At 46.1% G+C, this 14,730-nt stretch carries 14 protein-coding genes; 13 read left to right on the forward strand and 1 reads right to left on the reverse strand.

The features are described from left to right. Nucleotides 1–38: 38 nt before the first annotated feature. The 3 genes from DX130_RS07630 (at nt 39) to DX130_RS07640 (ending at nt 2,226) form a co-directional block, all read left to right on the forward strand. Complete coding sequence (locus DX130_RS07630; RefSeq protein ID WP_206098771.1) at nt 39–467, forward strand: MarR family winged helix-turn-helix transcriptional regulator; 429 nt, start codon at nt 39–41, stop codon at nt 465–467. An 83-nt stretch (nt 468–550) separates the two neighbouring features. Further along, nucleotides 551–1,591: an NADH:flavin oxidoreductase gene (locus DX130_RS07635; protein WP_116044102.1), complete on the forward strand. Its 1,041-nt coding sequence runs from the start codon at nt 551–553 to the stop codon at nt 1,589–1,591. Nucleotides 1,592–1,737: 146 nt separating this feature from the next. Further along, on the forward strand, nt 1,738–2,226 hold the full coding sequence (locus DX130_RS07640; protein WP_116044104.1) for an NUDIX hydrolase: 489 nt from the start codon (nt 1,738–1,740) through the stop codon (nt 2,224–2,226). Between the two features lie 101 nt (nt 2,227–2,327). On the opposite strand, the gene DX130_RS07645 is transcribed toward DX130_RS07640, so the two are convergent. After that, entirely contained in the window at nt 2,328–3,905 is a 1,578-nt protein-coding gene (locus tag DX130_RS07645; RefSeq protein ID WP_116044106.1) for a copper amine oxidase N-terminal domain-containing protein, read from the reverse strand. Nucleotides 3,906–4,593: 688 nt separating this feature from the next. Between DX130_RS07645 and DX130_RS07650 the strand changes: the two genes are divergently transcribed. From DX130_RS07650 to DX130_RS07690, 10 genes are all read left to right on the forward strand, one after another. Further along, nucleotides 4,594–5,766: an FAD-dependent oxidoreductase gene (locus tag DX130_RS07650; RefSeq protein WP_116044108.1), complete on the forward strand. Its 1,173-nt coding sequence runs from the start codon at nt 4,594–4,596 to the stop codon at nt 5,764–5,766. A gap of 49 nt (nt 5,767–5,815) precedes the next feature. Further along, nucleotides 5,816–6,499, forward strand: a complete 684-nt coding sequence (locus DX130_RS07655; RefSeq protein ID WP_206098772.1) for a TetR/AcrR family transcriptional regulator — start codon at nt 5,816–5,818, stop codon at nt 6,497–6,499. 451 nt (nt 6,500–6,950) lie between these two features. Next, nucleotides 6,951–7,541 carry an adenylyl-sulfate kinase gene (gene cysC, locus DX130_RS07660; protein ID WP_240644344.1) on the forward strand — a complete coding sequence of 197 codons (591 nt, stop codon included), beginning with the start codon at nt 6,951–6,953 and terminating at the stop codon, nt 7,539–7,541. Further along, a complete protein-coding gene (locus DX130_RS07665) occupies nt 7,542–8,267 on the forward strand; it encodes a Stf0 family sulfotransferase (RefSeq protein WP_116044111.1) in 726 nt (241 codons plus the stop codon). It abuts the gene before it with no gap. Nucleotides 8,268–8,379: 112 nt separating this feature from the next. Next, complete coding sequence (locus DX130_RS07670) at nt 8,380–8,997, forward strand: FMN-binding negative transcriptional regulator (RefSeq protein WP_116044113.1); 618 nt, start codon at nt 8,380–8,382, stop codon at nt 8,995–8,997. Nucleotides 8,998–9,191: 194 nt separating this feature from the next. Further along, the gene (locus tag DX130_RS07675) at nt 9,192–10,670 is read left to right on the forward strand and encodes a spore germination protein (protein ID WP_116044114.1); all 1,479 of its coding nucleotides are present in this window, start codon (nt 9,192–9,194) and stop codon (nt 10,668–10,670) included. Nucleotides 10,671–10,682: 12 nt separating this feature from the next. Then, complete coding sequence (locus tag DX130_RS07680; RefSeq protein ID WP_116044116.1) at nt 10,683–11,879, forward strand: Ger(x)C family spore germination protein; 1,197 nt, start codon at nt 10,683–10,685, stop codon at nt 11,877–11,879. Between the two features lie 38 nt (nt 11,880–11,917). Next, the gene (locus tag DX130_RS07685) at nt 11,918–13,006 is read left to right on the forward strand and encodes a GerAB/ArcD/ProY family transporter (protein WP_116044117.1); all 1,089 of its coding nucleotides are present in this window, start codon (nt 11,918–11,920) and stop codon (nt 13,004–13,006) included. Between the two features lie 24 nt (nt 13,007–13,030). Next, the gene (locus DX130_RS26380; protein ID WP_165861192.1) at nt 13,031–13,189 is read left to right on the forward strand and encodes a hypothetical protein; all 159 of its coding nucleotides are present in this window, start codon (nt 13,031–13,033) and stop codon (nt 13,187–13,189) included. Nucleotides 13,190–13,405: 216 nt separating this feature from the next. Further along, entirely contained in the window at nt 13,406–14,620 is a 1,215-nt protein-coding gene (locus DX130_RS07690; RefSeq protein WP_116044119.1) for an MFS transporter, read from the forward strand. Nucleotides 14,621–14,730 lie beyond the last annotated feature (110 nt).

Consider the following 14,730-nt stretch of genomic DNA (forward strand, 5'->3'; position numbering starts at 1 on the left):
TGAACGGTACCAACAATTATTCGCGGGGTGGTCGAATCTTGCCTAACAATACCGAATGCCTGGATCTATGGTTGTCTGTATCCCATTTCCATTCCAGCATCAATGATAAATTGGAACAAGTTCTGCTGGGGCAGTATGATATATCCTTAAAGGAATTTTATGTACTTAAATTTGTGTCCAGCTCATCGTGCAAAGAATTGCGATTGCAGCAGCTTCAAGAGAAGGTAGGATTAAGTCAAAGCGCGACGTCGCGACTTGTGGATCGTATGGGAGCGCCCAGTGTGGGGGCGCTGGAACGGCACACGTGCACGCTTGATCGACGAGGCATATACACCCGCATTACAGAGCTAGGGGAACAAAAGTACGAGCAAGCCCTTGCAACGGTAAGTCAGGTGCTGCATGAAGAGCTTCGACGTTATGGCATTGAAACTGAGCTGGAAAATCTTATCCGAAAGCTCTTGAAATAGGAGCAACTTGACAGATACCTTTTCTTTCGGTAATTTATATGCATGCGCATGCTTTTAAAAAACAGATATAATGGAGGGTAATCATGACTAACACACAAGCAGTGCAATCCCTGTTTCGTCCTTTCACATTGGGCAAGCTATCCTTGTCTAACCGAACGGTAATGGCACCAATGACACGTCAAAAATCACCTAACGGCGTTCCCGGATCGGATGTCGCTGCTTACTACCGTCGCAGAGCAGAGAACGGAGTCGGATTAATCATAACGGAAGGCACAGTCATTAACGATGCCGATTCGAGCAATCAGAAGGACGTCCCATTTTTCTACGGGGAAGAAGCTTTGAATGGCTGGGCGAATGTCGTATCCGAAGTACATGATGCGGGAGGTAAAATCGCTCCTCAAATCTGGCATATGGGCGCTCGTGGCAACGTGAATGAGTATACGGAAGAAGAAATTGCACATATCGTGCAAGAATTCGCGAATTCAGCCGCATCCGCCAAGCGTTTGGGATTTGACGGTATTGAGTTGCATGGCGCTCATGGATATTTAATCGATCAATTTTTCTGGGCGAAAACGAATCAGAGAACAGATCGATACGGAGGCAGCTTGATCGCGCGTACGACATTTGCCGCAGAAGTTGTGAAAGCTTGCCGCGAAGCCGTAGGCCCTGATTTCCCGATTATCTTGCGTATCTCGCAATGGAAGGGTATCGATTATTCGGCGAAGCTCGTAGAAACAGCAGAGGAGTTAAAGCAATTCCTCGAACCATTGGTGAACGCTGGTGTGGATATTTTCCATTGTTCGACGCGACGCTTCTGGGAGCCGGAATTTGAAGGTTCCGATTTGAATTTCGCAGGCTGGGTGAAGCAGTTGACCGGCAAACCGACCATTACAGTGGGCTCCGTCGGGCTCGAAGGGGACGTAACGACTTTCTTCTCGGCCGGAAGCGGCTCCGGGAACGCAAGCTTGGACGGCTTGATTCCCAAGCTGGAGAATCAGGAGTTTGATCTAGTCGCCATCGGCAGAGCGCTGCTTGCGGATCCGGCTTGGGTCAGCAAGATTAGGGATGGCCGGGTGGAAGAGCTTATTCCTTTCTCACCTCAATCGGTCCAAACCTTGTATTGATTCGACATATCGTACTCCAATGAGTATTCGGAAGCACCTCTTAGAAGCTTAGGCTTTTGGGAGGTGCTTTTTTATAACGTGCAGGCAGGAATGCGAAGCAATCATATGGAACTAATATACAACCCTACGTATTAGGAGGTCGAGAAATGATGTTTCCGACACATATTGTATCGGCAGGCGGAATTGTAGAAGATGGAGCTGGAAACATCCTATTGGTAAAAGCCCACGACGATGGCTGGGTGTATCCTGGCGGAATAACGGAAGTGGGAGAAAACCTGATTGACGGCGTGATTCGTGAGATCAAAGAGGAAAGTGGAATAGATGCCACTGTCAGCCATTTAGTTGGCGTTGTATCTAATACAGCGATCCATAAGTGGTATGACGGTGTGACGGATGTACCAACGAAGGTCATGTTTGATTTCGTGTGCAAAGCAGAGGGGGGAGAGCTATCTACTTCTGACGAGACGAGCGAGTGCAAATGGGTCCCAAGGGAAGAGGTTCTAGAATGGATTACTTTACCCGGAATCCGCAAGCGATACGAGGCATATCTGAACTTTAACGGCTCTGTGAATTATATAGAGTACGCTACTGCGACAAACGCGGAATGTAATGTCAAGCTTCAAAGACAGGTTTAATTGTACTTATGGAGCAGAAGAATAGACGGAATTTAAGAAAGGACCATCCGCTTAAGGATGGTCCTTTCTTCCAATAGCTCTTATTTTTCATTGATGATTATCTACCCAAGCCAGTTCAGATGCGCTTTAAAGCGAAGCTGCTTCATTTCTTTTGCTGTAAGCTGTGGGAGACTTTTATCGGTCGTGACCAGCACGAGTCTAGAATCCACGTTCCAGGTCACTTGCGCGCCAAATGCTTCGAGCACAAGTCTTGCAGGAATATAGGTTCGGCCGCCGGTAATTCGAGCTGGCGTATCAAGCTTTTGCGCCTTGCCATTAATAACTACCGTAGCGGAGTCAATCGTAAGTTCAATGACCGTGTCATTTTTGCTGGCTCTCACTAATCGTTTCTCGGGAACCCATGTGATTTTAGCGCCGAGCTTCGTGAGCAGTTCGCGAAACGGTATCATCGTATAGCCATTCTGAATGATAGGCTCGTTCGCAAGCTCTAGCAGTTCATGGTTCCAGACGACCGCAGCGGTGTAACCAACCGCACGTGCTGGAACAGCCGTATCGATGAGCCAGTCGCCAACCGGTGGAAAAGCAGCTGTAACAGGTTCGTTCAGAAAATCGCGCCACTCGCCTGTATTCGCATCGATAGAGGGTTGCACGGCGTTATAAAACGCCGAGAACACGGGAACATCCGGCTTTATGCGGAGTTTATAATACGGTTTGTTGGTTGTACCATCTCCTATGTATGACCGATCTAATTCATAGAGAGACAGCAGACGAAGCTTCGCAAGTTGAGCCTGGTAGTGCGGCTTGATTTTGTCTGTGAAAGGAGGCGTCTCCTGATTCAGCGATGCTGGGAACTTACCGGCTGCATCCATCACATAATAATCATGCAGGGAATACACAAGCTTTTTGTTGGTGCCCGTATTGTCACTCCAATTCAAGAATGGTATCACGTCGTTAAACATCTTTTTGGCAGCATTGTCAAAGGAAATCATGTTGGCACTCGATTCAAAATTCGCTTTTTGCCAGAAAACGCTATAGGACTGTACATTACCGGTTACGTTATCGACAGTGATTCCTAAATAGTTGCTCTCATAACGGATTCCTTCGTGAGCTCGATGATAGTTAATCCCATGAAAGCGTCTTTCGGACGTTTCGCTTGCAGCACCTTCACGCCAATCAAAATAGTTGGAGCGAGGATAGAAGTTATAGATCCAGGTATCACTCCCAAGCTTCCATGTCAGTTCTTGAATGAACCGATCCGCTATTAGTACCGCTTCCTCGAAGGATACCTGTTGCTCCCCTTTATCGGATGAGACGGTATCGCTAGACATACTGGCTTTATAAAACAGTACTTCGCCGTTCTCCGCACTAAGCCATATCTCTCCCAAATGATGATTCCGTACGTTTTTGTCCTTTTCATCCGTTGTATAAAAAATTTCCCACTCACCGCTGTGTCGTTTCTCTGCTTTCGTGACGATTGTGCCTTCTGGCAATACGTTTAAGGATTTGGCATGTTCAATTGCTTGTTTGTTATTCGTGAGTGTGATGGAAGCAGTCTCGGATGCATGGGCTGGCACGACATCTGCCACAGTAATCGTTCCATAGGCGATAGTAGCAGCAAGCAACAGCCTGGTCACACTTTTAGCTACAAGTGTAAGAGTGAACCTATCCGTTGAAAACATGATTGATCAGCACCTTTTGTATGAAAATACCTTTCGTTACCATTAGACGTATCTTCCATAAAAAGGTTGCGAAGCGCTCATTCGAAGCTCTCATTTATTCTCAAGTGAAAATGTGGTTCCTACCATAACGAACTATGTTCTTTACGAACAGTGTTCGTTATGATATAACAGATAGTGCAGGCGTTAAGAATGATTGCTCCAACAGACAGAGAAGCCGGCATCACTGTCTGATGGGGAAAGCGCTTGGCAAGACGTAGCATGGCGTTACCTTCCTCATTCAACACCAAGCAAAAGGAATGAAATTGGATGTTATAGGCGCGATCATTGCCCCAGTCGTATTTGCATCGTTAGTATTCAGTATTCATCGTTGGATGATAAGAGCTGGCAAAATGAATGGACGTTGAGTTCGCTTTAACGCATATTTCAGTTGATACAAGTGCAATGTACTTGATGTGCAGTTTAGTTTCGTAGGACTTGGCCAAGACTTGACGACGATGCAACTCAATACAAATGTACTCAAATCAGCACCCATAGAACTTGTAAATCGAGTGACCAAAGCTTACGGCGACACCTTTTGGATGACTTTATTATTTGCTTTAGCCGCTTGCTGTTAAGTTTATTTTTGAGTAAAAAATCAGAATCTTAATGGCTCTTATCTATAAGAAGTAGTATAAAGGAGAGATATCTTATGACGAATACACCAAAGAAAATTGCGATTATCGGGGCCGGACCCGGAGGATTAACACTCGCCTTGCTTTTGAAACAATACGGTATTCCTTCTGTCATTTATGAACGGGAAATGCAAGATATCAATAAGGAACGAGGCGGCTCTTTGGACATCCACGAGGAGTCTGGCCAAGCTGCTTTGAAGGAAGCAGGTCTTTATGAGACTTTCCACAGCCTCGCTCGTTATGAGGGAGAAGAATTTCGGTTAATGGATAAAACCGGGAAGATGTATCTGGAAGAAACGGTTGAGCTTGATGACCCTGGAAGCAATCGTCCGGAAATCGACCGTGGCGTGTTATGCAGCCTGTTACTGGATGCTTTGGGTACAAAGCATATCCAATATGGATACAAGCTTGAAAAAGCTCTTACTCTCGATAATGGGATGACGGAGCTTCATTTCGCTAATGGTTTTGTGGATCAGGTTGATCTGTTGATTGGTGCGGACGGCTCATTCTCTCATGTGCGGCCACTGCTAACCGATCAAGATGTGGAATACTCGGGGCTGACGATGGTGGAGTTGAATGTGTTGGATGCAGCCAATCAATATCCAGACTTGGCTGACTTTAATAAACGAGGCAAGATGTTCGCACTGGATGATCATAAAGGAATTCTAGGCCAATTAAACGGGGATGGCCGCATTAAAGTGTATGCCAGCTTCAGAGCGGAGCGAGATTGGCTAGATACCTGCGGTATTCCATTTAAAGAGAATCCGAAGGAAGCTAAGGAACAATTACTGGAATTGTTTCATGATTGGGATGAGCAATTGAAAAAATATATCCATTATGCCAGTGATTTGATTTTGCCTAGAAGGATATACATGCTTCCGATTGGCTTCAAGTGGGAACGCCAGCCGGGTGTAACGCTTATTGGTGATGCTGCCCATGTGATGTCTCCATTTGCGGGCGAGGGCGTGAACTTGGCGATGTTTGATGCGTTGGAGCTCGCTAAGGCGATTAACCGTCATCCTGATGATTACGCTAAAGCTATTGGGGAGTACGAAGATATCATGTATGCCTTCTCATCGACCAAAGCCGAGGAATCCGATGCAAGCCTACAGATTTGTTTTGGTGAGAATGCCGCCGATCAACTGACTACTTTAATGAATTCTTTTCAAGAGCAGCCTTCACCGCAATGAATAAGTTGAAATCATTGTAATTCTAATGGTGGTGTATTATAACAGAAATATGGATAATTCTAATCGAGTAATTGTAAGCCGTCGCAATCGCCCAGCCAAAGAGCCGCTTAGCCGTGAGCTTATTGTCAAAACCGCTTTTGAGCTTCTGAAGGAGCAGGGTATGGAGGGCATGAGCATGCGTAAAGTAGCCAAAGCCTTGGATACGGGCCCTTCATCCCTATATGTCTACTTTAATAATCTGGGTCAATTAAGTTCTTATGTGCTTGACTACGGATTTAAAGAATTGACCCTGCCTTCTGATGGGGAATGGAAGGAGCGATTGTTCGGTGTCTTACAGGCTTACTTCCAACTGTTGAAGGAGCAACCGGGCCTAGCAGAGATTTCATTCACCATTTTGCCAGAAGGGGAGAATTACCTAAAGCTGCTTGAATTCGTGCTTGAAGCGTTACGTGAAGGAGAGATCAATCCACAATCTGCAGCATGGGGTGCTGATATGATGTTGCTCTACGTTACTTCTGTAGCGTTCGAACAGCATTCACGGAGAAAAAATGATTCCTTTAAGCTGTCGAATACAAAGGCTGCTTTGAAAAATGTGGATTCCGCGCGGTTTCCGCTTATTCATAGTATGAATGAATATCTGTTTTCCGGAGATGTTGTGGTCATGGAACGTTTCTGGTGGGGCCTTGAGGTTATACTGAAAGGAATTAAGGATCTGCCTGTTATGAAAGAGTGAGAACGACAAGAAGGAATGTCCGAAAAGTCACGCTAGATGATGACTAAGCACAACTATAATCATAGTTTACCGTGATAAAAGAACCGCTGACATTTATACTGGAAACAAATAGATGGAATGGTGGGATCATGAAGATGACGTTCTTGACAGCAGCTATCGGCTAATCGATATCTGAATAGCGCATGCATGTGACGGAGCCCTTAGGTAAAACAACTTGCACAGGTTTGCAGGGTTTGTTTACTGTTTCCGCGCTACGTGTTGCGCAAGTCAAGAACAATTCCTCATTATGGCGATTGTTTGCGTGATCGAGTGGGCGCGAGATTTGTTCGCATGTGCCAGCTCATGGAAGCAAGCTTAAAGCCGTGGATGAACGATTGTTCGTCTGCGGTTTTTTGTCGTTCTCCCACACATGTTATATTGTATATCTTCGATAGGAAGGAGGAAGCAATACATGAACAGGCAAGAACGTGAATATATCAATGGACATCGCGGAGGGATCTACTGGTTTATAGGCTTATCGGGTTCAGGCAAAACGACATTGGCCCTTGCGGCCGAGCGTGAGCTCGTTACAAAGCACGGTATGCGTTGCGTAGTGCTGGATGGCGATCGTTTGCGAAAAGGATTAAATCGTGATCTCGGATTTTCGGATGCTGATCGCAGTGAAAACTTGCGAAGAGCCGCCGAAGTGGCGCAGCTATTTCTAGAACAAGGCTTCGTCGTTCTCGTATCCATGATAACGCCCTATGAATCATTCCGCAGGAAGTTGAAGCAGCAGTTTGCTTCCGATGATTATGCGGAAATCTACGTGATGTGTTCGCTTGCGGCTTGCGAGCGACGCGATCCCAAGGGGCTATACCGTAAGGCAAGGGCAGGCGATATCCCGAATTTCACGGGAATTAATGCTCTATTCGAGCCACCCGTACAGCCCGATCTTACCATTCATACTGATGGGAACGAATTCAATGCTTGCATAGCCGAACTTGTAACATTCATTGAAATACACGCAACACAAAAAAGCGATGAAAGAAAGGATGAAGTTTAGATGAGACCCACACAAAGCTATACCATTTGGTTTTCGCAGCGCACAGGCAGCACGCTTCTGGGCGCCGCTCTTGGATCGACAGGAGTGGCAGGCAACCACGTAGGGGAGTGGCTGCACGGTCTGAAGCCTCACGAGATGAAAGTTGAAGATATGGAACAGATGTGGGCACAGGGTACTTCCCCGAATGGTGTCTTCGGTCTGAAGACTAGCTACCAGAAGGAATGGATTAACGTGTTCCGCGATATCTTCGAATTGCCAAAGGAGACTTCACGGGCAGACATCTGGAATACCGCATTCCCGAATTGCAACAAGCATATCTATATGACGCGGAGGAACAAAGTAAGGTTGGCTGTTTCGTGGTGGCGTGCAATCGTCTCTGACGAATGGCATCGTAATCGCGGTGAGAAACCGAGTGAGGTTGATCTTGCGAACCGCTACAATTATGAAGCGATTAATCATTTGCTGTTGGAATGTACGCTGCGAGAAGCTGCGCTGGAGGATTTCTTCTCCGAGGCAGGCATCGTGCCGCTGACGATCGTCTATGAAGACTTTATATTCGAATATGAAGCGACAGTCAGAAGGGTATTGGCATTTTTGGAAATTCAAGATGAAGGCGTCATCGTTGCGCCGCCTGCGTATGATAAACTCGCTGACGAAGTAGCCGAGGAGTGGGTCCAGCGCTTCCGTCGCGAACGGCAGGCCGAGAATGAAATGCTAGTCTGGTAAGCTGCAAGCCCGTTATGAGCGAGTACTAAACTGCCACTCCAAGAGGAGTAGTTGTTTGGCTCATCTGACACCTATATAATTTGTCTAAGTAATCAACGAGGAGGTGAAAATCATGTATATTCCGTCACACTTTAAAATCGAGGATCCAGAAGAGGTTTATGCAGTTATTAGAGAGAACAGTTTTGCAACACTTTTTTCACAACATAATGGAGAACCCTTCGCTTCACATTTACCATTACTATTGGATCAGGAAAACAAATACTTATACGGGCATTTTGCACGTTCAAATTCGCAGTATAAGGATATAAGTAATCAAAACGTATTAACCATCTTCCATGGTCCGCATTGCTACATCTCTCCTTCATGGTATGAAACCGAAATAGCAGTGCCAACATGGAATTATGTGACTGTTCATGTATATGGCGAAGTGATACTTATAGATGACGAAAAGGAGTTAATGAATTCCTTGCATGAAATGACAATGAAGTATGAAGCTCCAGATAGTCGTTATCAATTTCAAGATATAGACACAGACTTCATAGCAGGGATGAGTAAAGGAATTCAAGGATTTAAAATAAGAATGAACAAGATAGAGGGAAAAGCAAAGTTAAGTCAGAACCATTCCCTTCAACGACAAGAACTTGTTATGAAACAGCTGGAACAGATTAAGAATGGACATGAATCAAAGATCGCCTCCCTTATGAAAACAAACTTGCAAAATAAGCTTTAGAAGAAATGGATTCCCCCCTGAGAAATAGTGATGTAATCACAATGTTAGAGTGGGGATGAATCTACGCTATAGTCAGGTTTGAAATGCAGGGAACAAGCGATGTCACACCGTGATATCGCTTGTTTTCGTATAATCCGAAAACAGATAGCTCATATTAATAAAAATCAGTTAACCAAAAAAAGGATGATTTCGAAATGGCACCCAGCGAGCAACGAGAAAACGCTGCCAGCAGTTATACGCTGAGTGCAGATTTGAATGAAAATTTCAAGCAATTTCAGACTGTTTTTGACAAATGCGGGGACATCCAGTACCGGCAGTTCGAATGGAATACAGCGCAGCGAGGTGCATTTATTGTTTTAAACGGTGTGGGGGATATCAATGCCGTTAATATGGACTTGTTGAAACAGGCTGTTGAATCCAGTCTAACAGGAGCTGTTCAGGAGCTCACTGAGGAACATAGGGCGGCCATCCAGTCCAAGCTTAGCTTCACGTCACAAACGAGCTGGAGCGACGATTTTCAAACATCCGTCGAAGAGGTTTTATCGGGAGCACTTGCCGTGCTTCTGGATGGTTTCACACAAGTCTTATTATTGAACGTGAAAGGACTGGAGACCAGATCCATTGAAGAACCGGCTACGGAAGCTGTAATCCGCGGCCCTAGGGACGGTTTTCAAGAAAACATAAGCACGAATATCAGCCTGATTCGCAGAAGGCTAAAAACGACGCAGCTAAAGCTGGAAATGTTTACGGCTGGAAAGCTATCCGGCACCGATATTGCGATTACCTATCTGGAGGGCATTGCAAAAGAGAGTTTAATTACAGAAGTGAAGGAACGAGTAGGCCGAATTCAAATTGATGCCATATTGGAAAGCGGATATGTGGAAGAACTGATTGAGGATCATTCCTTATCTCCTTTCCCGCAGGTGTTAGTGACCGAACGTCCGGATAAAGTAGTCGGGAATTTGCTGGAAGGAAAAGTCGCTATTATCGTTGACAATACGCCCTTCGTAATTGTCGTCCCGGGCACCTTTTTTCAACTGCTTCAAACGCCTGAAGATTATTATCAACGATATTTTGTTGCTTCTGCTATTCGTATTTTGCGTTTTATAGCGGTTGTTTCCTCACTGCTCCTGCCATCTCTATACATTGCACTAACAACCTATCATCACGAAATGATACCGACGATGCTGCTCATCAGTATCGCTTCTTCCCGGGAAACGGTACCATTCCCCGCATTTGTTGAGGCTTTACTGATGGAGGTTGCTTTTGAGGGATTAAGGGAGGCCGGTGTCCGTCTGCCGCGTCCAGTAGGACAAGGGGTAAGCATTGTGGGTGCCTTGGTTATCGGTCAGGCCGCTGTAGCAGCTGGAATCGTATCCTCACCGCTATTGATTATCGTATCGATGACCGGTATCGCTTCTTTTTTGTTTCCAAGCTTTCAATTGGGGCTAGCCTTCCGGCTGCTTCGTTTTCCGATGATGATCGCAGCTGCAACATTTGGCCTCTATGGCATATTAATGCTGGTTCTGCTGCTGCTGCTTCATATGCTCCATCTCCAGTCATTTGGCGTTCCCTATATGGCGCCGTTGTCACCTTTACGTGCAGGTGAACTCAAAGATGTTCTTTTTCGGGCCAATTGGATGAAGCTGAAGAAGTCACCTAGATCGAGCTGAGAGGGTACCGTGATGAGAAAATCGATCCTTCTGTTGCTTACGCTGCTGATCCTTATTTTGCAAACCGGCTGCTGGAGCAGGATAGAATTAAACGATGTCGCCATCGTCACAGCATCAGCAATAGATCTTGCTCAAGATGGAAAGTACAAATTAAGTGTTCAGATTCTGAAAATGAAAATGACCAAGGGAATGAGTGAAAAAGGCGGTTCCAGTGAAAAGGCTACTCTGATTATGTCTGCAAGAGGAGATACGATCATGGAGGCTTTTAACGTTCTTGATAAAAAAATCCCGCGTCTTATTATATTCTCTCATAATCGAGTCATTATTGTCGGTGAAAAACTGGCCAGAGCCGGGCTTGCACCCGCTATAGACTTTTTCTCCAGGCACCGGGAGGCTCGGGGGAACAGCTTTTTGCTGACGACAAGGGGAGAAGCTGCCGAATTATTGAAAGTTCCTGCGAACTTTGAAATTTTCACAGCAGAGGAGATGCGGGAGGAAGAGAAAGCAAGCATGCTGGATACCGCCAGTATCAGAGATTTTATTTACCGCTTATTTGAAAAAGGAATAGAGCCTACAAGCTCACAGATGCAGATCGTCCCTATGAGTGATCCGAATGGCGACCCGACAAAAGAAGACGAGATGGGCCTGGGACTGGTCGGTGTCGGAATTTATCGCAAGGACAAATTACTTGGATGGATGGATCGCCCTGAGGCCGAATGTTTATTATGGCTTAGAAACAGGATGAAAAACGCTATTCTAACTGTTGCTATTCCCGGGAAGGATAAATCGACTGGTAGAGTAAGCGTTCAGGTTAACGGTGCGAAAACCAAGTTCAAATCGAAAATATCAGGGGAGAAGATTCAATTTGATATATCGGTTAAAATGACCGGAGAATTATTCGAAAATTCAACCAAGTTAAGCATAAAAGAAATGAACAATTTGAACATCATTCAACAGGCGCTTGAAAAAGAGATCGAAAACCGTGTTACCATGACGGTGACAAAACTGCAAAAGCAGTTTAAGTCGGATGTCATTGGTTTTGGGAATATCCTGCACCGTCAGCATAAGAACGACTGGAACAAAACATACGTGTCCAGATGGGAAGAGGAATTCCCGAATATTGAAGTCAACACGAAAGCCACATTCAAGCTCATCGGGACAGGACGTGCGAATGAATCCATTGTGGATGAAGAAGAATTGGAAAAATAGAACCATTAAATCCGCATAAGGAATAGGGATATTTCGTTATGGATACGATTTCTAGGCACCAATTGCTGGCCATCTCCATTATCTATCAAATCGGGACAACCATCATATTTGGTTTCGCCTCCGGGGCAGGAAGAGATTCCTGGCTGGCTGTTTTGATTTCCACCGTTTTGGGAACAGCCATCATCATGGTTTATGTCAGTGTAACTCATTTAAACCCGGGTCTGACCTATATTGAATGTTACCCGAAACAATTCGGCAAATGGCTGGGCACGCCTATCGCATGGCTCCATCCGTTGCTGTTCCTGTATATCGCAGGGAGAATCGTCGCAGATATTAACAATTTGGTGCCTTCGACGATTTTGCCAGGCACGCCTTCGTGGGCCATTCTTGCGATCTTTATCATTGTCATTGGATATGCTCTCTTCCTGGGTTTAAAGGTGATGGGGAGACTAGCCGAAATCATACTTCCGCTTCTAGGTCTCATCTACGTCGTAGAAGTGGTATTAATTCTGAGCTCCGGAGTTATCGATCTCGATAACTTATTCCCGTTACTGGACAAAGGATGGAACAGAGTTTGGAAGGTGGTCTGGCCGCTGGGGATCATTCAATCTTATGGGGAATCGCTTGCTTTGGCGATGATCTGGACTTCAGTCAAGCCCAAAGGACGGGTGGGCCGAACGATGATTCTGTCGACACTTCTGGCAGGAAGCTTTATCGCTTACACGGATGCCATGGCAGTATCCGTATTTGGAGAAGAGATTTTCAAACGGGCGACATATCCCATGTACGCGTTAATTCAAGCCATTAACGTTGCGGATTTCATTACACAGCTTGATGCGACAGGTGTTCTGTACTTTTGCTTCATGGCATTCTTAAAGACCTATATTTATCTCTTTGCTGCGATCCGCAGTATTCAAAAGCTAACCTACGCGCAGAGCAACCGCAGTTTTATTATGCCTGTTACTGTGATTGCGTTTGTACTCGGCTTAACGATGGCGCCCAATGTGATCGTCCATATTACCGTAGTGGAGAAGATCGTTCCGTACAGTCCCATTTATTTATCCTTAATGATTTTCATTCCGATGGTACTGATGGCGGTATCCTGGCTGCGAAGAAAACAGGTCTGATCTGACAAACGGGAAGGTGATTGGATGGCAAGCTTCATTGCGTTTTGGAAATCTGAAATGATGCTGAAATTTCCTTGGGTACAGCCAGTCGTTTTTGTCGTGGTTGCAATCGTGTTGTCGTTTTTCACCTGGTTCAGAAAACCGCGGCAAGAGCGTTCGAAGGATTCCGATTCTGAGGAATAACGGGATAGAATAGGACTGGATGAAAGAGAAGCAAAGTCTGCGACGAAGCAGGCTTTTTTGTCCTGTTCTTTACTTGAGTGCAGGGGTGTCCGATTTTTATTTGTATACAGTACAGACAACTCGTTTAACTTCTAGTAGAATGCTCATTATGGACCAATGCAAGCATTGAAGCTTCCTGTATGATTGATCAGATTGAAAGGATGGAGTAATAGCATCATGGAATTGAAGCAACAAGACAAAAGCCTTCCGGGAGAGGCGAAAGGAAATTTCCCGATCTCATTGATCTCACTCACCGTTGGTGCCTTCGCCATCGGTATGACCGAATTCGTTATTATGGGCATTCTGCCTAACGTAGCGAATGATTTGGGCGTCAGCATACCCGCGGCGGGCCAGTTGATCACGATGTATGCGTTAGGTGTGGCAGTCGGCGCCCCAATCCTTACTTTGCTGACTCACCGGATTCCGCAGAAAAAGCTGCTGATCGTACTTATGCTGCTCTTTATTGCGGGGAACGGCTTAGCCGTAATCGCACCGAACTATGCCTTTCTAATGGGTGCAAGAGTACTCACTGCACTCACGCACGGCACCTTCTTCGGTGTGGGGGCGGTCATTGCGGCAGGCTTGGTACGGCCGGACAAGAGAGCAGGCGCTGTATCCGTCATGATGGCTGGTCTGACCATTTCGAATATTTTGGGTGTACCGCTAGGCACCTACATCGGGCAAAACTTTGGATGGCGAGCGTCCTTTGGAGCTATTGCCCTGATGGGAGTCATCGCCTTGATCGGCATCATGCTATTAATACCGCGTTTGCAACAGCCGAAGGCGACCGGCATTCTTCAGCAGGTAGCGGCTTTGGTCAATCCGAAGCTGATGGTATTTCTGCTCATCTGTGTGCTGGGCAATGCGGGGCTATTCGCAGTCTTCACTTACATTACGCCATTGCTCGTTGATATTACGGGATTTGCCGAGCATAGTGTCACCTGGATACTGGTATTATTTGGCGTAGGCGTGACCATCGGCAATATCGTCGGCGGCAAACTGGCGGACTGGAAGCTCATGCCTTCGCTTCTTGGAACCTATGCCGTCGTCGTTGTTGCATTAACGGCGTTAACCTTTACGATCCAAAACGAGATTGCTGCGATTGTGACGATCTTTGTCTGGGGCGCGGGTGCCTTCGCCGTAATGCCGGGATTACAGGTGCGTATCATGAGCATCGCCAAGGACGCTCCGGCATTAGCCTCCACATCCAGCCACTCTGCCGGGAATCTCGGCAATGCGATGGGTGCTTTTATCGGCGGGTGGGTCATTACTCATCTGTCGCTGGCATCGCTTCCGTGGGTAGGAGCCATCCTTGTTGGACTGGCCCTTGCTATCGGAGCAGGCAGCATGCTGGCGGATAAGCGGGCGGCAGTGAATACATTTAACAAATAGACGGGATTTAAACGAAATAGAAGCCCTGCCTGGTCGAAATCGACTAAGCAGGGCTTTTGGGTATACTGGAATTTTCAGTGTCGCTTTACATAACATCCAATCTCAGCCCG

Origin of the sequence: Paenibacillus paeoniae, assembly GCF_003388735.1 — a bacterium.
In the GTDB taxonomy this organism is placed as follows: domain Bacteria; phylum Bacillota; class Bacilli; order Paenibacillales; family Paenibacillaceae; genus Pristimantibacillus; species Pristimantibacillus paeoniae.

What these genes read in the sequence shown, in the direction of transcription:
- DX130_RS07635 (WP_116044102.1), top strand. Translation starts at nt 551, where the DNA reads ATGACTAACACACAAGCAGTGCAATCCCTGTTTCGTCCTTTCACATTG.
- DX130_RS07640 (WP_116044104.1), top strand. Translation starts at nt 1,738, where the DNA reads ATGATGTTTCCGACACATATTGTATCGGCAGGCGGAATTGTAGAAGAT.
- DX130_RS07645 (WP_116044106.1), bottom strand. Translation starts at nt 3,905, where the DNA reads ATGTTTTCAACGGATAGGTTCACTCTTACACTTGTAGCTAAAAGTGTG.
- DX130_RS07650 (WP_116044108.1), top strand. Translation starts at nt 4,594, where the DNA reads ATGACGAATACACCAAAGAAAATTGCGATTATCGGGGCCGGACCCGGA.
- DX130_RS07655 (WP_206098772.1), top strand. Translation starts at nt 5,816, where the DNA reads ATGGATAATTCTAATCGAGTAATTGTAAGCCGTCGCAATCGCCCAGCC.
- cysC (WP_240644344.1), top strand. Translation starts at nt 6,951, where the DNA reads ATGAACAGGCAAGAACGTGAATATATCAATGGACATCGCGGAGGGATC.
- DX130_RS07665 (WP_116044111.1), top strand. Translation starts at nt 7,542, where the DNA reads ATGAGACCCACACAAAGCTATACCATTTGGTTTTCGCAGCGCACAGGC.
- DX130_RS07670 (WP_116044113.1), top strand. Translation starts at nt 8,380, where the DNA reads ATGTATATTCCGTCACACTTTAAAATCGAGGATCCAGAAGAGGTTTAT.
- DX130_RS07675 (WP_116044114.1), top strand. Translation starts at nt 9,192, where the DNA reads ATGGCACCCAGCGAGCAACGAGAAAACGCTGCCAGCAGTTATACGCTG.
- DX130_RS07680 (WP_116044116.1), top strand. Translation starts at nt 10,683, where the DNA reads ATGAGAAAATCGATCCTTCTGTTGCTTACGCTGCTGATCCTTATTTTG.
- DX130_RS07685 (WP_116044117.1), top strand. Translation starts at nt 11,918, where the DNA reads ATGGATACGATTTCTAGGCACCAATTGCTGGCCATCTCCATTATCTAT.
- DX130_RS26380 (WP_165861192.1), top strand. Translation starts at nt 13,031, where the DNA reads ATGGCAAGCTTCATTGCGTTTTGGAAATCTGAAATGATGCTGAAATTT.
- DX130_RS07690 (WP_116044119.1), top strand. Translation starts at nt 13,406, where the DNA reads ATGGAATTGAAGCAACAAGACAAAAGCCTTCCGGGAGAGGCGAAAGGA.